We start from the raw sequence: 19,660 nt of genomic DNA on the forward strand, positions 1-19,660 counted from the left end.
GGCCGCCCTACACCTACACTCCGCCTTATGACATCGAGAGCTTTCATCATGTTGCGATATCCCGCCGCCCTGGCGTTGTGTATTCTGCCGTGGCTTTGGCTGATCGGTCCGGCAGCGGCTGCTGAAACTGATGCCCCGGCGAGCGCCAACGAAACCGCTTCCGCCGACGAGCCGCTGACGCTGGACAGCGAAGTGCGTCTTCCCGAGGGTCTGTTTCCCGACGATCTCGGGGCGGCCGGCCCCGCGGTCATCGAGGCGCCCAGCATTGCCGTCAATCCGCCGGCTCGCCTGACGCCGCCGCCGCTGGATCAGCTGACCATCATGCTCGACTGGTTTCCGAGCCCCCAGCACGCGCCCCTGCTGATTGCCGAGGCGCGGGGGCTCTACCGCAAGCAGGGGCTGAATGTCACGCTCAAGCCACCCGCCGACCCCTCGCTACCCGCCAAGCTGCTCGCTGCCGGCGAAGTGGATGCGGCGCTGGCGCGCCAGCCGCTGCTGCACCTGCGCAATCACGACGATGCCGAGCTGGTGCGCATTGCCACGCTGACGGAAAAGGGGCTCAATGCGGCCATCGTCACCGGTGATCCGCCGCCGGAGGATCTTGCGTCGCTGGCCACGCTTACCCAGGGCTATACCACCCGCGAGGGGGCCGATCTGATCGTACCGCTGCTGGTGCCCGATTCCGTACGCCAGGCCGACGACCATGAGCCCGCCCGCAACGTGCACTACGAAGGCGAACGCAAGCTGCAGGACGGCGATATCAGCGTAGTGGCCGACGGCTTCTACCATACCCTGCCCGCACAGCTTTCGACCGACGGCATGGACGCCCGCGTTGTTCCCTACGAGGAACTGGGCATCCCGCGCCACGATGGCCTGGTCCTGATGGTCAAGGAAGATACTCTGGAGCGCCGCAAAACCACCTGGCAGCATCTGGATATAGCGCTGGAACAGGCCGCCGGCTGGATTGCCGACGACCCGGAACGCGCCTGGCAGACGCTGATCGAGGCCTATCCGGTACTCGACAACAGCGCCAACAAGGCCGCCTGGCCGGACATCGTGCGGCACATGGCACTACGCCCGGCCGCCGTCGATAACCGCCGCTATCAGCGGCTGGAAGCGTTCCTGAAAGAACGCGGCATCAGCGAAACGCGCCTGCCTACACGCGCCCTGGCGGTCGATCCTCATGCCCTCTGACGCCGCACCGAAAAATGCCTCGCCGCAGAATGCCGCAGAGCCGCCGCTGGTTTTTCTTGACGTGGAAACCACCGGCACTCGCACCACGCGCGACCGGATCATCGAACTGGCCGCGCTGAAAGTGCAGAACGAGCGCATCATCGACCGCTGGGAACAGCCGTTTGACCCCGGCATGCGCATTCCCGATGCGGTAACCCGCCTCACCGGCATCGACAACGCCATGCTCGAAGGCGCCGCCTGCCTGGATGAGGTGGCATCCCCCCTGGCGAGCTGGCTGGAAGGCTGCACCCTGGTCGCACACAACGTCCGCTTCGATTACGCTTTTTTGCGCAATGCCTTCAAGCGCGCCGGGCTGCGCTTCAACGCGACCCGCCTGATCTGCACGCTCCGGCTCTCCCGACGGCTGGCGCCTCACGCCCGCGAACACAACCTGCCGGCGGTGCTACAGCGCCACGCCATCAGGCCCGGGACAGCGCACCGAGCCGCCGACGATGCCGCAGCGCTGTGGGCACTCTGGCAACAATGGCGCGCCGATCACGCCGCCGCCGACTGGCAGGCGCTTCTGGAAGCGGAGCGACAGCGGCAAAGCCGGCCCGCCCAGCTGGATGACGATGCCCTGGACAACCTCCCCGCAACGCCAGGCGTGTACCTGTTTTACGGCCACAACCGCCTGCCGCTCTACGTGGGCAAAAGCGTCAACCTGCGCCAGCGTGTTCTTGGGCATTTTCAAAGCGACCATCAAAACGACCGGGAAATGCGCCTGGCGCGGCAGGTACAGCACCTGGAGTGGGAAGAAACCGCCGGCGATCTAGGCGCCCAGCTGCGCGAAGCCCAGCTGGTCAAGACACTCATGCCGATCCTCAACCGTCAGCTGCGCAAGCAGCGTCGGCTGACGGCCTGGCAGTGGCCACCCGGCGCAGCGCGCCCCGAACTGGTACAGCCCGACCGGCTGGATAACCTTGCCGACACCCTGGCAACGGCGCCACTTTACGGGCTTTTTCGCTCACCGCGCGATGCCCGCGCGGCGCTGGCCGACATCGTCGACCGCCACCGGCTATGCCCCCGGCTAATGGGACTGGAGTCGGGACGCGGGCGCTGCTTTGCCAGCCAGCTGGGCAAGTGCCTGGGCGCCTGCTGCGGGAAGGAATCTGCCGAGGCCCACGCGCGCCGTGCCCGCGACGCCCTGCTGCCGCTACAGCTGGATACCTGGCCCTGGTCCGGGCGTATTGCCATCAAGGAGCGCCATGCCAAAAGCCGGCACAGCGCCTGGCATGCGGTACGCCACTGGTGCTACCTGGGCAGTGCCGAAAGCCACGAGGAAGCAGCAGAGCTGGACGCTGAAGCGCCGGCCTTCGACATGGACAGCTACCGTATTCTCAGCCGCTTTTTACGCGACCCCGAACGTCACGGCCTGACGGTGGTTGAGCTGGATGCCCCGCCGGCCGACTGGACTGCCCCATGACGGCTTGACGGCTTGACGCCTGGTCTAAGCCGGATGCGCCGCCAGAAAGGTCTCCACGGCCTGGCGAAACGCCTCGGGCTGATCGGCGTGCAGCCAGTGGCCCGCCTGTTTGAGCGTGACGACCCGGGCTCTGGGCAGCACCTCGTACAGCGCCGGCAGCATGGCATCCTCGATGTAGTCGGAATCCGCCCCGCGCAGCACCATCGCCGGGCCGTCAAAGGGCACGTCGCCGCCCGGCGGAGTCATCACCTCGGGATAGCCGGTAATAATCTGCTCAAGCCCCACGCGCAGCGTCAGTTCGCCATCGCCACGCTGCAGGTTGGTGGCCAGAAACAGCCGTACCGCGCGCGACTCGATATGCCGGGCGAGCAGCGCATCGGCCTCCCGGCGGTTGGTCGGATGCCCCAGCTGAATCTCGCGCATCGCAGCAAAAATGGCGTCGTGGCCATGACCGTAGGCCACCGGCGCGATATCCGCGACCACCAGCGAGGCCACCCGCTGCGGCTCCCGGCGCGCCAGGGTCATGGCAATCTTGCCGCCCATGGAATGCCCCAGCAGGTGAGCGCGCTGGATACCCAGGCGGTCGAGCAGTGCCAGCACGTCCCGACTCATGGCCGTATAGCTCATGCCCTCGGCATGGGGCGAACGCCCATGATTGCGCAAATCCACCGCGACGACGCGACGCTGGCTGTGCCAGGCGCGAATATGCGAGCGCCAGTTATCCCCGCTACCCAGCAGGCCGTGGATGATAACCAGCGGCAACTCTTCTTCCGGGGGTGCGCTATCTTCGCGGTCAGCGCTGTCAATACAGTAAAGCGCCACCGGTGACGGCGCATGGGCGGACGGCATAACGACTCCTTGGCAGGGTTACAAATGCGATCGAAGCGGAAACCGGCAAATTCAGGCCGCTCGGGGAGCGGCATCAACGGCACCTGTCCAGGCCACCATGCGGCGCGACAGCCAGGACAGCAGCAGGCCATAAAGCGGGAGAAACAGCAGTGTGCTGATGGCCAGTTTGCTGGCGTAATCAACCAGCGCGATTTCCACCCAGTTGGCGGCCATGAACGCATCCGGCCCCTGGTAGAACGCGGTGAAGAAAAACGTCATGGTATCGGCGAAATTGCCCACAACCGTGGAACACAGCGGCGCTACCCACCACACCAGCCGGCGCAGACGGTTGAACACGCTTACATCCAGCAGCTGACCCACGACATACGCCGCAAAGCTGGCCAGGGCAATGCGGGCGACAAAAAGATTCCATTCTCCCAGGGCAGACAGGCCGGCGAAGGCGCCCCGGGGGAAGACCACCGATACCAGGTAGGAGACCACCAGCGCCGGCAGCATGACGCGCATGACAATGGCCCGGGCGGGCGCCTTGCCGAACAACCGCACGGTCAGGTCGGTGGCCAGGAAAATAAAGGGAAAGCTGAAGGCCCCCCAGGTCGTATGCAGGCCCAGCAGCATAAAGGGCAGCTGCACCAGATAATTGCTCGCGGCGATGATAACGATATGCAGCATCACCATGAGGATCAGGCAGCGGCGGTACTGGGTGTCGGTCAGCACAAACATCGGTGGGCATCCTTTTTACATGAGAAAAGCAGAGGGGTGAGGGAACCCTCCTGTCTGCAGCCTGTCTTTAGCAGGCCGTCAGTTAGCAGACAAAAGTATTATACGCAACGCCGAGCAGGAAAAGAAGACAGAACCCGGTGCGCAGCAGGAAGATCCTTCGCGTGCGGGAATGCCTGAACACCGCTACCGTTGAAAAATCATTGATGCAATATGGAATCCACTTTAGACAAACCACGCTAATTTACGGAAAATTAAATCATCAACAAAAATTGCAGATTGTGGCGCCAGCGCGTGCAGGTCACAAGGGCCCCGACAACGGCCCGGCTCGACACCGTCGGGCCTGAATAACGCCGCGCCCAATCCGTTATACGAAACCACAACAACATCGTTCGTATCAGTCACAACAGGAGTCAAGCATGTCTAGCGCCCATCATGCCGCGCTGCAGCTGCTGGAAGAGGACAGCGGCCCCATCGACACCAGCGCCCGGATACTCAAAGCCATGGCCAACGCCAAGCGGCTGCGTATCCTCTGCCTGTTGACCGAGGGCGAGCTGTCGGTGACCCAACTCAACCAGCAGCTTGAGCTGAGCCAGTCGGCTCTTTCCCAGCATCTGGCCATCCTGCGGCAGCAGGCGCTGGTCAGTACCCGGCGCGAGTCCCAGACGATCTACTATTCGTTGACCAGCCAAACCGTCAAGGCGATTATTCAGGCCCTTTCCGGCAGCGTCGCCTAGCCGCCGGCGGCCAGCGACTTCGCGTATCGCCAACGCCGGCGACGACTCAATGCCGTTGCCAGCGCGTGGCTTCCAGCGCACCCAGAGCCCGGGTGCCGGCGCGTTCCAGACCGCTCGACAGGGCAATCCCCAGGCGACCGCCCAGCGTTTGCGGCGCCTCCAGCCAGACAGACAGCACCTTCGCCTGCTCCATACGTTCGACCAGATAGGCCTCGCTGGTCTGAACGCTGTCGATCAGGCGCTGGTCGAGCGCTTCGCTGCCATACCAGATTTCGCCGGTGGCCAGAGCCTCGATATCAACGGCCGGACGATGGCGGTGCACATAATCCTTGAACAGGCGATGGGTATTCTCCAGATCGTCGACAAACTTCTCGCGGCCCTCGTCGGTATTCTCGCCCAGCACGGTCAGCGTGCGCTTGTATTTGCCCGCGGTGAGCATTTCCACGTCGATATCGTGGCGCTTGAGAAGGCGGTGCACGTTGGGCACCTGCGCCACGACGCCAATGGAGCCCAGCACGGCAAACGGCGCCGCCTTGACGTGGCTGGCAGTACAGGCCATTAAATAGCCACCGCTGGCCGCCACCTTGTCGATGCAGACGGTGGTGGTCAGGCCGGCCGCCGCCAGACGCTCCAGCTCGGCCGCCGCCAGGCCGTAGGCGTGCACCAGGCCACCGCCGGACTCCAGCCGCACGACGACTTCGTCGTGGGTCTCGGCCACCGCGATCACGGCGGACACTTCCTCGGCAAAGTGGCCGGTAGCCGACGCCTTGATGTCGCCGTCAAAGTCCAGCACCCAAACGCGCGGGGTATCCGCCGCCTGCGAGTCGCCATCCTGCGCCGGGGATGTCTCGGAGGAGCGGCTTTTGTCAGCCTTGCTCTGCTGCCGGCGCCGCCAGGGGCAGAGCGCGCGCCAGCGCTTCTTGCCCTGCCCGTCGACCCGGCCGGCGGCGTCAAGCTGGCGGTGGCGCTGGCGCCGCTGATCATTCAGCGTTTCGATGTGCAGCGTCAGGCCTTCGTTACGACTGCCTCGGGGGCGCCGCAGCAACAGCACCACCAGCCCGGCGAGCCCGATGACCACCAAGGCCTGAATAAAAAATGTGACGATATGGACGATCCAATCACCCACTGGTGCTCTCCTCGTATTGACGTTAACAACCTGCCCGACGCGTTCGTGGGCCTGCGTTGAGCAAAAATTCGGCTTCACCAGGCGGCGATTACTGTTAAGCTGGCGACCCCTTACCCTGGTAACGGAGTTGGGTTTATCCCGGTACCGGGCAACGTCCTGTTCTTCATGCCCTGTTTTAATGTTCTGTTTTAATGTCCTGATGTCTCAAAACGCCCGCTCCCCGGTCCTTGAGACGTTTCACATTCCCGGCCACATCAGAAAGGTTTGCCATGTCCTCCACGACGCTGGAAAAGCTCCAGGCGCGATTTGATCCGAATGCCGCCCGCAACATGCACGAAGTATTTCAGTTCCACTTTTCTGATCTCGGCGATTACTACCTGAGCGTCGACGACGGCACGCTGGACATGGCCCCCGGCGAGCACGACGACCCCTCGGTCAGCCTCAGCCTTTCCAGCGATACACTGAAGGGCCTGATGCGCGGCGAGATCAACGGCATGAGCGCCTTCATGAGCGGCAGGATCAAGGCCACCGGCAACGTCATGCTGGCGACCCGGCTGGGTACGCTTTTTCCCGACGCGTAACCCGATACCGAGGCGCCCCGCCCCGGCTTGCCTCTATCGGACCCTTTGGCTCAGTCCGACCACTTGGAAAGATGGACCTCGATCAGCTCGCGGGCGATGGAATAGGGTTTGGGCAACCCGGGGAGCTGGCGCGGGGAAAACCAGGCGGCGTCGCTGATTTCGCGCTCGTCGATACGAATGCGCCGGGTGGTCGCTTCGGCAAAATAGCCCAGCATCAGCGAATGCGGGAACGGCCACGCCTGGCTCTGGTAGTAGCGCAGGTTGTCAACGTGTATCCCCACCTCTTCGTAAACCTCGCGGTGTACGGCCTCCTCGGCCGACTCGCCCGGTTCGATAAATCCCGCCAGGGTGGAATACTGCCCCGGCCGAAAGCGCGGACTGCGCCCCAGCAGCATGGCTTCGCCGGACGTCACCAGGGTGATGATGCACGGCGAGATACGCGGATAGTTGCGGTGACCGCAGGCATGACAGTGCATGGCAAACTCCGCCGATAGCTGGGTCGCCCGGGCGCCGCAGCGGCCGCAAAAGCGATGATTCTGCCACCAGGTGCCGACCTGCAGCGCCGTTGACAGCAGGCTGAACCAGCGCCCGGACAGCTCGGCCATCCACTGGCGCCCGTCAACCCAGCTATCGCCGGGGGCGTCGGTCAGCGCCAGCGCTACCGGCTCGTCATCCCAGTAGCACAGCGGCTGCATGGTGTTGTCCCAGTGCTGCCACGGCTGCAACGGGATAATGGACGCATGGTCCTCTCCCGGCGCGGGGGCAATTCGGCCGCGGGACATGACCACCACGCGACCGCCATCGGCGCCGGCAGGAATTTCACGCCTGAGCATCGTGCCCCCCGCCTGTCTGCTCCCAGCGCAGCTGATGCGCCGTGCATTTCTGCCGGTGGGCGGCTTCTTCATCGGCGCTGGGCGTTACGACCCGCAGCTGCCCCGGCGATAGCGACAGCCGGCGAATGGCGAGCCCCGAGGCAGCGTCGCCGGCATCGGCGGTAGCGTCCTGGCCGTCGGCGTCCAGCGTCAGCGCGGTCTGCCCGCCGGTCATCGCCAGATAGACATCGGCCAGGATTTCGGCGTCGAGCAGGGCGCCGTGGAGCACGCGGTGGGCGTTGGCGATATCGTAGCGCTTGCACAGCGCATCCAGGCTGTTGCGCTGGCCGGGGTGCATCCGGCGGGCCATGGTCAGGGTATCGAGAATGCCGCAGCGATCGGCCACCGCCGGCCGCTGCTGGTTCAGCAGCGCCGTTTCGTGGTCGATAAAGCCCACGTCAAAAGGCGCGTTGTGGATCACCAGCTCGGCGCCGTCGATAAACGCCCAGAAGTCATCGGCCACGCGCGCAAAAATCGGCTCGTTGGCGACCTTGTCGTCGTCAATGCCGTGCACCGCCACCACTTCAGCGTCGATATGGCACTCGGGATTGATGTACTGGTGGTAGGTACGGCCGGTCAGGCGCCGGTTGACCAGCTCGACCGCGCCGATTTCCACCAGCTTGTGCCCCTGTTTGGGGTCAATGCCGGTGGTCTCCGTATCGAGAACGACCTGACGCATGAAGTCTCCTGTTCAATGTGGCTGTGCGGTGCTTGTGCTAGGGCCTGTTGACGTTTCCTCGCAAACCGCGTTGCTGCGCCAAAGGATGTCAGGCAAGGCGCGAAACGCCGGTCATGGTGGTGCCCTTGCCCGGTTTCGCAACGCGGCATGACGTTCATTGGCGCGCAACCCGAAGGGACAGGGTCCTCCGGGCACAGCACGGCGTTGTTCGTCGCTCATTGGGAACGACCCAACGACGCTCCTCACGCCTTGTTCTGCCCCCGGAGGACCTCTGTCGCGGCTGTGAGGAAACGTCAACAGGCCCTAGCGGTTCTCGTCAATCGCCTGGTTGGCCAGGGCGTCGGCACGTTCGTTACCGGGATGGCCGCTATGCCCCTTGACCCAGTGCCATTCAACCCGGTGACGCCGGGTTTCGGCATGTAGCGCCTGCCAGAGCTCGACGTTTTTCACCGGCTTTTTGGCCGCCGTTTGCCAGTTTCGCTTGAGCCAGCCGTGAATCCAGCGGGTAATGCCCTGGCGGACGTACTGCGAATCGGTCCAGAGCGCGACCTCGCAAGGGGTGGTCAGCGCACGCAGCGCGCTGATCGCGGCCATCAACTCCATGCGGTTGTTGGTGGTATGCGACTCAAAACCGTACAGCGTTTTTTCATGCTCGCCGCTTTGCAGCACCACACCCCAACCGCCCGTTCCGGGATTGCCCCGGCAGGCGCCATCGGTATAAATCGTCACGCGCGGCAAAGGCGCATCTGCTTGGGTATTCAATCCGGCTTCCTTTTACGGGTATCACGATCATCAGGGACAGGCTGAAGGCGGGTGGCCCCCAGCGGGCGTGAGGCAACCGGCAAGCGCCAGCCGAACCTGAGCCGCTGAACGGGCGCATGCCGGCACCGGCGTCGGGCCAGCATCATGTAGCTGGTGCCCCAGGGCAGATTGAGACGCTGTCCCAGCGCTTCTCCACGCCGACGACAGGCTGTTGTGCCGGGAGCGCGAAAACCGCAATAGTTTACGCTCTCGACTTCAAAGTCGACAAACGTCAGCCAGTCGCGCAGCCGGGCCGGCGATTGCCAGGCACCGTTGCCGGGGTAGCGATAGCGCGCCTGCCCCAGGCAATGCTCCAGCCGTGTTGGCCCCAACGGATGAAAGCCGAAGATAACCAGCACGCCGTCATCGGTAGTGACGCGGGCGGCCTCGGCCAGAGTTCGGTGGGGCTCGGGCGCTTCTTCCAACAGATGATGCAGCAGCGTTACGCCCATACAGGCATCGGGTAGCGCCAGCGCGCCGGCCGGGCATATCAGAGTGGCGTCCTGCTCGGCGCAGTCTCTCGCGGGCGCCCATTGCACGAGATGCGCCAGATGCGACGACGCTACGCTATCCGGCGCTTTGCCGCCGAGCAAGGTGGCACCGCTGGTGAGCTCCAGCCCGTAGTGCTCTCGACGCGAGGCCAGCGCCTGCGTCAGGCAGGTGGTTTGTGCCGCCACCAGTGCTCTGCCCCGCCGGGACTCCCAGTAGCCACGGCTTTGCTGCCGCCGCTCACGCCAGGAGACGCCGGCTTGCGAAGTTGACATGGAAAGCACTCCCCTCCAGAGTATTGGCGTTTTGAATGCCCCGTGCTCATGAGGATCCCGCCGATGTTGAGCGTGACACCGATCCCCGCCTTTAGCGACAATTATATTTGGCTTTTGCGTCAGGACGCGAGCCAGAATGTCTGCGTAGTGGATCCCGGTGACGCCGCGCCGGTTCTCGAAGTGCTCGAGCGCGAGGAGCTGCACCTGGAAACGGTGCTGATCACGCACCATCATCCCGACCATACCGGCGGCCTTGACGAGCTGATCAGCCGCTACTCGCCCCGGGTGATCGGGCCGGACAATCCCGCCATCGGCGGTATCACCGAGACCGTCGGCGAAGGCGATGAAGTCCGCGTCATGGGCCGCCTGCTGGATGTGATGGCCACGCCCGGCCATACGCTGGACCACATCAGCTTTTTTGCTCCGGGCATTCCGTCGCTGCTGTTTTGCGGTGACACCCTGTTCTGCGCCGGCTGCGGCAGGCTTTTTGAAGGCACACCCGAGCAACTGTTTACCGCGCTTGAGCGTTTTGCCGCGCTGCCCGAAGACACGATGGTGTTTGCGGCACACGAGTATACCCAGGCCAACCTGACCTTTGCCTGCGAAGCCGACCCGGACAACCGGGATGTCTTTCATGCTCTGGAGGATTGCCGGAAAGCGCGGGAAACCGAACGCCCGACCCTGCCCAGCACCATTGGGCGCGAATTGCTGATCAACCCCTATTTCCGGGTCCGTACTCAGAGCGTGCGCAACGCTGCCGGCGCTCAGGGCGCCAACGGCGATGATCTGGCCACCTTTACCACGCTCAGGGAATGGAAAAACCGTTTTTGATGCTGGCCCTTGAGCTGTCTCAAGCCCCGTCTTTCACCCCGGCCGGCTCGCCGATGCGCCAGCGAAGAGCGGCTCCCGACCCATGTCCGTGACCTGCTGATGATCCAATCGACTTTTCCCCGGCGTTTTTTCCCGACTCCCGGCATCGCGCTGACGGCGGGCCTGCTCATGGCCGCTCTTGGCCAGAATGTTCTGGCCGCGCCCGACGATGCGGCTCGGGCGCCATCCGCCAACGCAGCGACGACAGCATCCACCGCCGCCGAGCCGGATGGTCCCGCTCGATTCTGGGATGCGCTGGACGCCCGGCCGCAGGATGCCTGGACCCGCCTGCGCGACAGCTTCGGCTGGGATATCGAGTCGCTGTCGCCCGAAGCGCGGGCACGCGTGGACAAGTGGATTGCCCGCTACCGCGATAGCCCTCGCAACATTCGCCATATTACCCGCGACGCCAAACCCTGGCTGGCGTGGATCACCCGCCAGGTCGAAGAACGCGACCTGCCGGGTGAAGTTGCGCTGCTGCCATTTATCGAAAGCTCCTTTGATCCGGGCGCGCGTAACTACAGCGGCGCCGCCGGGCTCTGGCAGTTCATGCCCCGCACCGGCGATGCGCTGGGGCTGGCGCGTAACCGCCGCTACGATGGCCGTCTGGACGTTGACGCTTCTACCCGCGCGGCGCTGGGTTACATCGAATCCCAGGCGGAACGCTGGTACGGGGGCGATATCCCGCTCTCGCTGGCGGCCTACAATGCCGGCGCGGGCACGGTGAACAAGGCCCGGCGCCGAGCCGAACGCCAGGGGCGCGGCAACGACTACTGGTCGCTGAGCCTGCCCGGGGAAACCATGCAGTACCTGCCCAAACTCTACGCCATTGCCGAAATCATCGCGCATCCACAGCGCTACGGAGTCGAGCTCCCCGACATTCAGGTCACTCCCGCCGTGGCCAGAGTGGAGCTGCACCGCTCGACGACGCTGGACAACCTGGCCCGGCGGCTGGATGTCAGCCAACCCCGGCTGGCAAAGCTTAACCCCGGTGTTTTGCGAGGCGCCGTTGATCCCGCCGACAGTACGACGCTACTGGTACCGCATGGCGCCCACCGGCAGGCACTGGCCTCGTTGTCGACCGAAAACGCCGAGGCCTCTTCTGCGGGCAGTGATTCAGCGTCGGGCAGCGATGGAGAAACAAAAACGGAAACGCCAAAAGCAACGCACCGGGTGAAAAGCGGTGATAACCTGACCCGGATTGCCTCGCGCCATAATGTCAGCACCCGGGACCTGATTCGCTGGAATGCCATTGAAAGCCCCGGCTCGCTGCGTCCCGGCCAGCTACTCAGCCTCTCCGGCGGCTAACAGCGCCCGATGGACGGCCGAGGCGCCTTACTTGCCGTCAAGGGAGACAGGGCCGCCATGTCGTTCAAACAACCCCGCAGCACCTCCTGGCTGACCGCCGGCATCCTGCCGGGCCTGTTTATGCTGTGCCTCTGGGCCATGAGCGCCCTGCCGGCACTGGCTGACCCCGCGCCGCCGCCATCGCCGGACGACGTGCCCTGGACGCAGGCGCTATCGCTTTACGGGTCGCCGGCGCTTCCCGAGGATTTTGCCCACTTTCCCTACGTCAATCCGCAGGCGCCCAAAGGCGGCACGATGATTCAAAGCGCGGCGGGCGGCAGCTTTGATTCCACCAACCCCTTTATCGTCCGCGGCACCCCGGCCCGCGATCTCACCCGGATTTACGACACCCTGATGGAAACCCATCCCGGCGAACCGTTCAGCCTTTACGGGCTGATCGCCGCTCGCGTGCGTGTGGCGCCGGATCGCCGCTGGATCGAGTTTGACCTGCGGCCGGCAGCGCGCTTTCAGGACGGCGAGCCGCTCACCGCCGACGACGTGGTATTCAGCCTGAATATTCTGCGCGAAGAAGGCAGCCCGTTTTATCAGAGCTACTACGCCGGCGTCGATGAAGCCGTTGCGCTGTCTCCCCACCGGGTGCGCTTTACGTTCAACGATACCGACTCCCGGGAGCTGCCGCTGATCGTCGCGCAGATGCCGATTCTGCCCCGCCACTACTGGAAAGACCGCGACTTCACTGCGCCGACGCTGGCTGCTCATCCCGGCTCGGGTCCCTACCGTATTGCCGAGGTGGACCCCGGGCGGCGCATTGTCTACGCCCGTGACCCGGACTACTGGGGCCGAGCGTTACCCGTCAACGTGGGCCGCTACAATATCGACCGCCTGGTGTTTGACTACTACCGTGACCGCGACATTGCCTGGGAGGCGTTCAAGGCCGGGCTGACCGACTACCGCGTCGACTCCCGCGCCGCCACCTGGGCCACCGGGTATGACTTCCCTGCCGTTGACGACGGCCGGGTCAAACGCCTCACCGTGCCCGATGTCAGGCCCTCGCCCATGCAGGCCTTCGTGTTCAATCTGCGCAAGGACAAATTTCACCATCCCGCCGTGCGCGAGGCGCTCAGCCTGACCTTCGACTTCCCCTGGCTGAATACCAATATCTTCTACGATACCTACCGGCGTACCCGCAGCTTTTTCCAGAACTCGCCCATGCAGGCCGAGGGGCTGCCGTCGGATGACGAGCTCGCGCTGCTGACTCCCTGGCGCGACGAGCTGGTCGACTCCCTCGGCTCTGCCGATGTGTTCGACAAACCGCTGCCCATCGACCAGCCGGATGCGCCGCGGGCGCGGCTGAAAAAGGCGTTGACGCTGCTGCGCGAAGCCGGCTATCGCGTTGAAGACGGCACCCTGGTCGATGCCGATGGCAAGCCGCTGAGCCTGACGGTACTGCTGTACGATTCGGGGCTGGAGCGCGTGGTGCAGCCCATGCTGCGCAACATGGCACGGCTGGGCATCCAGACCTCGATTCGCGTGGTCGACATCAGCCAGTATCTCAACCGCCTGCGCCAGTTTGATTTCGACATGGTCATCAGCCGGTTTCCCCAATCGAACAACCCCGGCAACGAACAGCGCGACTTCTGGACCAGCGCGGCGGCCGAGCGCCCGCAAAGCCGTAACGTCATGGGGCTGAAAAATCCCGCCGTGGATGCGCTGGTGGATGAGTTGATCAGCGCCGACAGCCGTGCAAGGCTCAATACCGTCACCCAGGCGCTGGACCGGGTGCTGCGCCGGGGCTTTTACGTGATCCCCCACTATCATTCCGGGGAAACCCGCATCGCCGTATGGGACAAGTTCGGCTACCCCCAACCGTTCCCCGACTATGGCATGGACCTGGACGCCTGGTGGGTCGATCCCGAGCGTGCCGCCAGGCTGGAACAGCGGCGCTGAATCGCCATCCTGACGTCCCCTCACCAAGGAGCTGCTCGTGGCCCGCTATACCCTGCGCCGACTGCTGCTGATGATTCCAACCCTGATCGGGGTGCTGCTGGTCAATTTCATTATTGTCCAGGCCGCTCCCGGCGGTCCCATCGACCAGATGCTGGCGCGCTTCGAGAGCGCTGACGCTCTTTCCAGCACACGCCTGGATACCGGCGGCGGAGAGGTCGAGGTCAGCGATGATTCCCGAGGTGCGCGGGGCATCGATCCGCGTTATATCGAGCGTCTGGAACAGCAGTTCGGCTTTGACAAGCCGGCCCACGAGCGCTTTATCGGCATGCTCGCCGACTATGCCACCTTCGACTTCGGCACCAGTTTCTTTCGCAATCGGCCGGTGATCGATCTGATGATCGAACGCCTGCCGGTGTCGATTTCGCTGGGTCTCTGGGCGACGCTGCTGGTCTACGGCATTTCCATTCCTCTGGGGATTCGCAAGGCATTGCGCCACGGCTCGCGCTTTGACGTCTACTCGTCGGGGATTGTGATCGTCGGCTACGCGATTCCCGGCTTTCTTTTTGCGATCCTGCTGGTGGTCCTCTTCGCCAGCGGCGCGTATTTTGACTGGTTCCCCCTGCGCGGGCTGACGTCCCCGGACTTTGCCGACCTCAGCGCCTGGGGCAAGGTCAAGGACTATGCCTGGCACATGACGCTGCCGGTGCTGGCTGCGGCCATTGGCAGCTTTGCCACCCTGACCATGCTGACCAAAAACAGCTTTCTCGACGAAATCCACAAACAGTACGTGCTCACCGCCCGGGCCAAGGGCGCCGATGACCGGCGCGTGCTTTACGGCCACGTCTTCCGCAACGCCATGCTGATCATCATTGCCGGCCTGCCCGCCGCGCTGGTGGGGATTTTCTTTACCGGGGCGCTACTGATCGAGGTGATTTTCTCCCTGGACGGGCTGGGGCTGCTGGGCTTCGAGGCGGTCATGCAGCGCGACTACCCGGTGATTTTCGGCACCCTGTACCTTTATACGCTGGTGGGCCTGCTGCTGAAGCTGGTGTCCGATCTGACGTACGTCTGGGTGGACCCGCGCATCGACTTTGCCACTCGGGAGGCCTGACTGATGGCATTACTGTCCGCATGCCGGCCGGCCCGGTGGATGTCGCCGATGTCCCGCCGACGCGTTGCCACCTTCAACGCCAACCGCCGCGCCCGGCTATCGCTGTGGCTGTTCATCGCGCTGTTTGTGCTGAGCCTGGGCGCCGAGCTTATCGCCAACGACAAACCCATCGTCATGCAGTTTGACGGCCACTGGTATGCCCCGCTGTGGGTGGACTATCCCGAAACCGAGTTCGGCGGCTTTCTGCCGACCCGCGCCAACTATGCCGGTTCGTTCATGCAGCAACAAATCAGCGAACACGGCTGGGCGCTGTGGCCGCCGGTGCGTTTCTCCTACCAGACGCTGGATCGGCAGATGTCGCGCCCCTCGCCGGCTCCGCCGGATAGCCGCCACTGGCTGGGGACCGATGACCAGGGGCGCGACGTCCTCGCGCGGGTGATTTACGGCTTCCGCCTCTCGGTAGTGTTTGCTCTGGCGCTGACCGCCGGCTCGCTGGTTCTCGGCGTTTTCATCGGCGGTGTGCAGGGCTACTTCGGCGGCAAGGTGGATTTGATCGGCCAGCGGATGACCGAAATCTGGTCAGGACTGCCGGTCCTCTTCCTGCTGATTATTCTGGCGAGTTTTGTCCAGCCGGGCTTCTGGTGGCTGCTGGGGGTCATGCTGCTGTTTTCGTGGCTGGGACTGGTGGATATCGTCCGCGCCGAGTTTCTGCGTGCGCGCAACCTCGAATACGTGCGCGCGGCCCGGGCCATGGGACTGCCGCCCCGGCTGATCATGTGGCGCCACGTTCTGCCCAATGCCATGGTCGCCACCCTGACGTTTATTCCGTTTCTGTTTACCGGCGCCATCAGCACCCTGACCGCACTGGACTTCCTCGGCTTCGGCCTGCCGCCGGGGGCGCCGTCGCTGGGAGAGCTTGCCGCCCAGGGGAAAAACAACCTCCAGGCGCCCTGGCTGGGTATTACCGCCTTTTTAACGCTGGGGATCATGCTCTCGCTGCTGGTGTTTATCGGCGAAGGCCTGCGCGACGCCTTCGACCCCCGCCACGTCCAGGGAGGCGCAACATGACCGCACCGCTACTCGACGTCGAGCGTCTCTCCATTGCCTTTGACGACACACCGGTGGTGGAGAATCTTTCGCTGTGCGTCAACGTCGGGGAAACCCTGGCGCTGGTGGGTGAATCGGGCTCGGGAAAATCGGTGACCGCGCTCGGGCTGTTGAACCTGTTGCCGCCCAACGCCCGGGTCAGCGGCACCCGCATGCTGAAGGGCACCGACCTGTCGCGCCTTGGCTCCCGCCAGTGGAACGACTTGCGCGGCGGCCAGGCGGGCTTTGTGTTTCAGGAACCCATGACGTCGCTGAACCCGCTGCATCGGGTCGGCCGCCAGGTGGCCGAAACCCTGCGGCTGCATCAGGGGCTTCGCGGTCCGGCAGCACGAGCGCGGACCCGCGAGCTGCTGAGCCGCGTCAAACTCCCCCGCGCCGACGAGCTGATGAATGCCTGGCCGCACCAGCTTTCAGGCGGGCAGCGCCAGCGGGTGATGATCGCCATGGCGATAGCCAACCGCCCCGGGCTGCTGATTGCCGACGAACCCACTACCGCGCTCGACGTCAGCGTTCAGCAGGACATTCTGGCGCTGCTGCGCGAGCTCCGCGACGATGACGGAATGGGACTGCTGTTCATCACCCACCATCTCAACCTGGTGCGCCGCCACGCCGACCGCGTCTGCGTCATGCGCCACGGGCGCGAGGTGGAAACCGGCAGCGTCGAGCGCGTCTTCCGTACGCCGAAAACGCGCTACACTCGGGCACTGCTCGAAGCCGAACCCGACGGCCGCCCGGCGCCGATAGCCGATGCCCCGCCGCTGCTACAGGCACGGCAGCTGGGCGTCAGCTTCGCCCGCGCCAAAACGGGGCTGCTGAAACGCCCGCCGCCGCCCCTGGAAGCGGTCAAACCCCTGGACCTGTCGTTACGACCGGGGGAGACGCTGGGTATCGTGGGAGAATCCGGATCGGGCAAGACCACCCTGGCCTCCGCGATCATGCGTCTGGTCGCCAGCCGCGGTGAGATCTTCCTGGGCCAGGACCGTCTGGACACTCTGAGCGGCAAGGCCCTGCGTCGCCAGCGTCATCGCCTGCAGATGGTCTTTCAGGACCCGTACGGCGCGCTTTCGCCACGCATGCCGGTATTCGACATCATCAGCGAAGGCCTGCGCTTTCACTTCCCGCGCCTGGACGGCCGAGCTGTCAGCCAGCGGGTCTACCAAACTCTGGACGACGTAGGCCTGCCCCGCAGCGTAGCGGCGCGCTACCCTCACGAGTTTTCCGGCGGCCAGCGCCAGCGCATTGCCGTGGCCCGCGCCCTGATCGTGGAGCCGGCGCTTTTGGTGCTGGATGAGCCCACCTCGGCGCTGGACCGCCAGGTGCAACAACAGCTGATTACCCTGCTGCGCCGGCTGCAGGCCGATCGCGGGCTGGGCTATCTGTTCATCAGCCACGATCTCGCCGTGGTACGCGCCATGGCCCACCGCGTTATCGTGCTCAAGGACGGCGACGTGGTGGAAACCAACGACACCGAGACACTATTTGCCCGGCCCCGCCATGCCTATACCCGCCGACTGATCGACGCTGCGGGGACGACAGCGGGGCTCGGAACATCGCCGTTGCTCATACTCCAGGAGCCGGGAACAGGTTGAAGAGGGGGTTCTACGCCAGGGATGGCGTAGATAGCGTCCAGGAAGGATTAATAGCGCCCCCTCGCCAACCTGTTAACGGCTCGCCCGTATCATTGAAGCTAACGGCAATGGCACAGACACTTACCCTGCGCTGATAGCGGCTGCCCGAGCGGAATGATACAGTTCGCGCCTTTATTTCCACGACCTCATATCAAAACGCGGAACGCCTCCCATGACGCATACGTTTATTCCCGGCAAGGATGCCGCCCTTGAAACCTCGCTGGATACGCTCAAGGGCCACATCGAAGGCCTCGGCTTCAACATTGTGGAGGCGCGCTGGCTGAATCCGGCACCGCATATCTGGTCGGTGCATATTCGCGACCGCGACTGCCCCCAGGTATTTGCCAACGGCAAGGGCGCCAACCGCAAGGCAGCGCTGGCCAGCGCCTACGGCGAAATGCTCGAACGTCTGGCCACGCGCTATCTCTGGGCAGACTTTTACCTCACCCCGGCGCAGAAAGACTTCCCCTTTATTCATCAGGCCGAAGAAAAGTGGTGGTCGCCGGACACCCCGCTCGACCAGGTGCTCGACCCGGTGTTTTATCAGCGTTACGGCGAAGACCTGACGCTCGCCGAACTCCGCGACATGAACGGCGGCGATGCCGACCACAGCGTTTGCACACTGCCTTACGTGCGCCAGCGCGACGGCGCCACCGTGGACGTGCCGGTCAACCTGATCGGCAATATGTATGTATCCAACGGCATGTCGGCGGGTAACACCCGGGATGAAGGCCAGGTGCAGGGGTTGGCGGAAATTTTCGAGCGTGCGATCAAGGAACGCATTATCCGCGATGCCATTACCCTGCCCGAAGTGCCGGCGGCAGTGCTGGCGCGCTATCCGCGGATTCAGGCCGGCATGGCAGCGCTGGAAGCCAACGGCTTTCAGCTGCGCGCGCTGGACGCCTCGCTGGGCGGACAATACCCGGTGATGAGCATTGTGCTGCTGCACCCGGATGACGGCGGCCTCTACGCCTGCTTTGGCGCCCACCCGCGCTTTGAGGTCGCGCTGGAACGCGCACTCACCGAGCTGGTTCAGGGGCGCGCGCTGGATGAGCTGGGCGGTTTCCCGCCGCCCACGGCGGACCTGGACCTGGTGACCGACCCGCACAATCTGGAGCTGCATTTCATCGACGCCAGCGGCTACGTCAGCTGGGCGCTGATCGGTGAAACGCCGGACGTCGACTTCTGCGACTGGGACGATACCCGCGGCAATGCCGAACAGCGCGACAGCCTCATCGAGCTGCTGCACCAGGAAGGCCACGACGTCTATATCGCCGAACACCGCGAGCTGGGCGCCTACGCCAGCCGCATACTGGTGCCGGGCTTTTCGGATATTTACCTGCCCGACGAGCTGAAGTGGCATAACAACAACCAGGCCGTTCCCCATCGTGCGACGCTGTTTGCCCTGCCCGACGCCGGCGCGGATGCCTGGCAGGCGCTACTCGACGGTCTGGAAGACGACAACGTCAACGACCAGATGAGCGTGCTGGAATGGGCCGGCATCGTGCCCGACCCGGAGACGGCCTGGGAACGGCTGCGCGTGGGCGAGCTCAAGCTGTGGCTGCTGCTCGCGCTGGGCGAACAGGAGGCGGCGTTTGAACAGCTCGCTCTGGTGCGCGCCTCGGGCAACCTGGTGGAAGACGATATCCGCTGCTTTGACGCCCTGGCCAGCGTGCTGGAGCTGACCCTGGCCGGCGAGTCGCCGGACGACTACGCCCGGGCGCTGCAGTTCTACCACGGCGATGCTCTGGCCAGAGCCACGGCGCTCGCCAGCGGCATGGCGGTTTTCCCCGGGCTCGACGCCATGCACCCCGACGCCCCGACGCTGGCCCACCGGCGGCTGCTGGAAGGCTACGCCAAGGTGCTCAAGGGGCAGCAGCGCGCCGCCGACGGCACTTGAGATCGAT

The 19,660-nt window shown here is 64.5% G+C and carries 18 protein-coding genes; 11 read left to right on the forward strand and 7 right to left on the reverse strand.

Translation table 11 applies throughout. The annotated features are described in order from the left end of the window. The first annotated feature begins 48 nt into the window (after positions 1 to 48). The gene (locus C793_RS0107880) at positions 49 to 1,194 is read left to right on the forward strand and encodes an ABC transporter substrate-binding protein (protein ID WP_017430394.1); all 1,146 of its coding nucleotides are present in this window, start codon (positions 49 to 51) and stop codon (positions 1,192 to 1,194) included. After that, the gene (locus tag C793_RS0107885; RefSeq protein WP_017430395.1) at positions 1,184 to 2,656 is read left to right on the forward strand and encodes an exonuclease domain-containing protein; all 1,473 of its coding nucleotides are present in this window, start codon (positions 1,184 to 1,186) and stop codon (positions 2,654 to 2,656) included. Before C793_RS0107880 ends, C793_RS0107885 begins: the two co-directional genes overlap by 11 nt. Positions 2,657 to 2,680: 24 nt before the next feature. Here C793_RS0107885 and C793_RS0107890 read toward each other — a convergent pair whose 3' ends face one another. Together C793_RS0107890 and C793_RS0107895 are read right to left on the reverse strand one after the other, a co-directional pair. Then, positions 2,681 to 3,505 (reverse strand): alpha/beta fold hydrolase, encoded by an 825-nt coding sequence (locus C793_RS0107890; protein WP_017430396.1) that lies wholly within the window; start codon positions 3,503 to 3,505, stop codon positions 2,681 to 2,683. A 51-nt stretch (positions 3,506 to 3,556) separates the two neighbouring features. Continuing rightward, positions 3,557 to 4,225 carry a 7-cyano-7-deazaguanine/7-aminomethyl-7-deazaguanine transporter gene (locus tag C793_RS0107895; RefSeq protein WP_017430397.1) on the reverse strand — a complete coding sequence of 223 codons (669 nt, stop codon included), beginning with the start codon at positions 4,223 to 4,225 and terminating at the stop codon, positions 3,557 to 3,559. A 416-nt stretch (positions 4,226 to 4,641) separates the two neighbouring features. On the opposite strand from C793_RS0107895, the gene C793_RS0107900 reads away from it, so the two are divergent. Next, positions 4,642 to 4,959: an ArsR/SmtB family transcription factor gene (locus C793_RS0107900; protein WP_017430398.1), complete on the forward strand. Its 318-nt coding sequence runs from the start codon at positions 4,642 to 4,644 to the stop codon at positions 4,957 to 4,959. A 46-nt stretch (positions 4,960 to 5,005) separates the two neighbouring features. Here C793_RS0107900 and sohB read toward each other — a convergent pair whose 3' ends face one another. After that, positions 5,006 to 6,085: a protease SohB gene (gene sohB, locus C793_RS0107905; protein ID WP_017430399.1), complete on the reverse strand. Its 1,080-nt coding sequence runs from the start codon at positions 6,083 to 6,085 to the stop codon at positions 5,006 to 5,008. Positions 6,086 to 6,354: 269 nt separating this feature from the next. Here sohB and C793_RS0107910 point away from each other — a divergent pair, with 269 nt between their 5' ends. Further along, positions 6,355 to 6,666: an SCP2 sterol-binding domain-containing protein gene (locus C793_RS0107910; RefSeq protein WP_017430400.1), complete on the forward strand. Its 312-nt coding sequence runs from the start codon at positions 6,355 to 6,357 to the stop codon at positions 6,664 to 6,666. Between the two features lie 50 nt (positions 6,667 to 6,716). Here C793_RS0107910 and nudC read toward each other — a convergent pair whose 3' ends face one another. The 4 genes from nudC to C793_RS13675 form a co-directional block, all read right to left on the reverse strand. Further along, positions 6,717 to 7,499: an NAD(+) diphosphatase gene (gene nudC / locus C793_RS0107915; RefSeq protein ID WP_017430401.1), complete on the reverse strand. Its 783-nt coding sequence runs from the start codon at positions 7,497 to 7,499 to the stop codon at positions 6,717 to 6,719. Beyond that, positions 7,486 to 8,217, reverse strand: coding sequence for a DNA polymerase III subunit epsilon (gene dnaQ / locus C793_RS0107920; RefSeq protein WP_017430402.1), 732 nt, complete (start codon positions 8,215 to 8,217; stop codon positions 7,486 to 7,488). The genes nudC and dnaQ overlap by 14 nt, the downstream gene beginning before the upstream one ends. A gap of 303 nt (positions 8,218 to 8,520) precedes the next feature. Continuing rightward, the gene (rnhA, locus tag C793_RS0107925) at positions 8,521 to 8,979 is read right to left on the reverse strand and encodes a ribonuclease HI (protein WP_017430403.1); all 459 of its coding nucleotides are present in this window, start codon (positions 8,977 to 8,979) and stop codon (positions 8,521 to 8,523) included. Continuing rightward, positions 8,976 to 9,782, reverse strand: coding sequence for a class I SAM-dependent methyltransferase (locus C793_RS13675; protein WP_017430404.1), 807 nt, complete (start codon positions 9,780 to 9,782; stop codon positions 8,976 to 8,978). Before C793_RS13675 ends, rnhA begins: the two co-directional genes overlap by 4 nt. Before the next feature lie 63 nt (positions 9,783 to 9,845). On the opposite strand from C793_RS13675, the gene gloB reads away from it, so the two are divergent. From gloB to ycaO, 7 genes are all read left to right on the forward strand, one after another. Beyond that, positions 9,846 to 10,613, forward strand: coding sequence for a hydroxyacylglutathione hydrolase (gene gloB, locus C793_RS0107935; RefSeq protein WP_017430405.1), 768 nt, complete (start codon positions 9,846 to 9,848; stop codon positions 10,611 to 10,613). Positions 10,614 to 10,712: 99 nt separating this feature from the next. Then, positions 10,713 to 11,960, forward strand: a complete 1,248-nt coding sequence (locus tag C793_RS0107940; protein ID WP_017430406.1) for a transglycosylase SLT domain-containing protein — start codon at positions 10,713 to 10,715, stop codon at positions 11,958 to 11,960. 57 nt (positions 11,961 to 12,017) lie between these two features. Then, entirely contained in the window at positions 12,018 to 13,907 is a 1,890-nt protein-coding gene (locus tag C793_RS0107945; protein ID WP_017430407.1) for an extracellular solute-binding protein, read from the forward strand. Between the two features lie 37 nt (positions 13,908 to 13,944). After that, complete coding sequence (locus tag C793_RS0107950) at positions 13,945 to 15,018, forward strand: microcin C ABC transporter permease YejB (protein WP_017430408.1); 1,074 nt, start codon at positions 13,945 to 13,947, stop codon at positions 15,016 to 15,018. A gap of 3 nt (positions 15,019 to 15,021) precedes the next feature. Further along, the gene (locus C793_RS0107955) at positions 15,022 to 16,086 is read left to right on the forward strand and encodes an ABC transporter permease (protein WP_026106183.1); all 1,065 of its coding nucleotides are present in this window, start codon (positions 15,022 to 15,024) and stop codon (positions 16,084 to 16,086) included. After that, positions 16,083 to 17,714 (forward strand): ABC transporter ATP-binding protein, encoded by a 1,632-nt coding sequence (locus C793_RS0107960; RefSeq protein ID WP_017430410.1) that lies wholly within the window; start codon positions 16,083 to 16,085, stop codon positions 17,712 to 17,714. The genes C793_RS0107955 and C793_RS0107960 overlap by 4 nt, the downstream gene beginning before the upstream one ends. Before the next feature lie 211 nt (positions 17,715 to 17,925). Beyond that, on the forward strand, positions 17,926 to 19,653 hold the full coding sequence (gene ycaO / locus C793_RS0107965) for a 30S ribosomal protein S12 methylthiotransferase accessory factor YcaO (protein WP_017430411.1): 1,728 nt from the start codon (positions 17,926 to 17,928) through the stop codon (positions 19,651 to 19,653). Positions 19,654 to 19,660 lie beyond the last annotated feature (7 nt).

Origin of the sequence: Vreelandella jeotgali Hwa, assembly GCF_000334215.1 — a bacterium.
Lineage (GTDB): Bacteria > Pseudomonadota > Gammaproteobacteria > Pseudomonadales > Halomonadaceae > Vreelandella > Vreelandella jeotgali.

What these genes read in the sequence shown, in the direction of transcription:
- C793_RS0107895 (WP_017430397.1), bottom strand. Translation starts at nt 4,225, where the DNA reads ATGTTTGTGCTGACCGACACCCAGTACCGCCGCTGCCTGATCCTCATG.
- C793_RS0107890 (WP_017430396.1), bottom strand. Translation starts at nt 3,505, where the DNA reads ATGCCGTCCGCCCATGCGCCGTCACCGGTGGCGCTTTACTGTATTGAC.
- C793_RS0107960 (WP_017430410.1), top strand. Translation starts at nt 16,083, where the DNA reads ATGACCGCACCGCTACTCGACGTCGAGCGTCTCTCCATTGCCTTTGAC.
- ycaO (WP_017430411.1), top strand. Translation starts at nt 17,926, where the DNA reads ATGACGCATACGTTTATTCCCGGCAAGGATGCCGCCCTTGAAACCTCG.
- C793_RS0107885 (WP_017430395.1), top strand. Translation starts at nt 1,184, where the DNA reads ATGCCCTCTGACGCCGCACCGAAAAATGCCTCGCCGCAGAATGCCGCA.
- nudC (WP_017430401.1), bottom strand. Translation starts at nt 7,499, where the DNA reads ATGCTCAGGCGTGAAATTCCTGCCGGCGCCGATGGCGGTCGCGTGGTG.
- C793_RS0107900 (WP_017430398.1), top strand. Translation starts at nt 4,642, where the DNA reads ATGTCTAGCGCCCATCATGCCGCGCTGCAGCTGCTGGAAGAGGACAGC.
- C793_RS0107945 (WP_017430407.1), top strand. Translation starts at nt 12,018, where the DNA reads ATGTCGTTCAAACAACCCCGCAGCACCTCCTGGCTGACCGCCGGCATC.
- C793_RS0107910 (WP_017430400.1), top strand. Translation starts at nt 6,355, where the DNA reads ATGTCCTCCACGACGCTGGAAAAGCTCCAGGCGCGATTTGATCCGAAT.
- dnaQ (WP_017430402.1), bottom strand. Translation starts at nt 8,217, where the DNA reads ATGCGTCAGGTCGTTCTCGATACGGAGACCACCGGCATTGACCCCAAA.
- C793_RS0107955 (WP_026106183.1), top strand. Translation starts at nt 15,022, where the DNA reads ATGGCATTACTGTCCGCATGCCGGCCGGCCCGGTGGATGTCGCCGATG.
- C793_RS0107940 (WP_017430406.1), top strand. Translation starts at nt 10,713, where the DNA reads ATGATCCAATCGACTTTTCCCCGGCGTTTTTTCCCGACTCCCGGCATC.
- C793_RS0107880 (WP_017430394.1), top strand. Translation starts at nt 49, where the DNA reads ATGTTGCGATATCCCGCCGCCCTGGCGTTGTGTATTCTGCCGTGGCTT.
- C793_RS13675 (WP_017430404.1), bottom strand. Translation starts at nt 9,782, where the DNA reads ATGTCAACTTCGCAAGCCGGCGTCTCCTGGCGTGAGCGGCGGCAGCAA.
- gloB (WP_017430405.1), top strand. Translation starts at nt 9,846, where the DNA reads ATGTTGAGCGTGACACCGATCCCCGCCTTTAGCGACAATTATATTTGG.